The sequence below is a fragment of the Lentibacillus halophilus genome (assembly GCF_039522485.1).
Lineage (GTDB): Bacteria > Bacillota > Bacilli > Bacillales > Amphibacillaceae > Lentibacillus > Lentibacillus halophilus.
The window spans coordinates 1-705 of the sequence record NZ_BAAADM010000066.1 but is presented as its reverse complement, the minus strand read 5'-3'; the positions used below and the strand labels follow the sequence as shown (position 1 = coordinate 705).

Sequence of the window (705 nt, the reverse complement as noted above, 5' to 3'; positions counted from 1 at the left end):
CTTGGTACGATGGAGAGTGTCATTGCAATGACCTCGAATTTAGTACCGAAGGAGGACTTCTACCATGGATTCTACACAAAATCATCGCTTAGCGCAAATCAATGACCAAACATTAATTATCGGGATTGATATAGCCAAACGCAAACATGTGGCTCGAGCGATAGATGATCGGGGCCGAGACCTCGTTAAACGGTTGGTATTTACCAATTCGCAGCAGGGTTTTTCAAACCTTATTGAATGGGCTGATAACTTGTCCAGTGACCACAAGCGCCCCAACATTATCATTGGAATGGAACCAACCGGTCACTACTGGCTGAATCTAGCCTATTACTTGAAAGACCGGGGTATTCAAGTGGTTGTCGTCAATCCGATGAAGGTTAAACGGTCCAAGGAAATGGATGACGATTCACCAACGAAAAATGACACCAAAGATGCCAAAGTTATTGCTCAGATCATACGTGATGGCCGTTATCATGAACCGACCTTACCGGAGGATGTGTACGCTGAATTGCGTGAAGGCATGAAACTCTATGACATGATCCAAGAGGATATGTCCTCGGTCAAAGCCCAAATGCATAATGCGTTAGACCGATACTTTCCAGAGTTTCTCGATGTCTTTAAAGACTGGACTGGAAAGGCTGCCCTCCATCTATTGGAACGAGGCTATTTACCGGAAGATATCCGTAAAGCTTCGGAAGAAGATTT

Annotated in this window: 1 protein-coding gene; it reads left to right on the top strand. The window is 44.7% G+C overall.

From position 1 onward, the window contains the following. Nucleotides 1-64 precede the first annotated feature (64 nt). Nucleotides 65-705: IS110 family transposase (locus tag ABDZ72_RS14320; RefSeq protein WP_343754366.1), on the top strand; the 641-nt coding region annotated here is incomplete at its 3' end.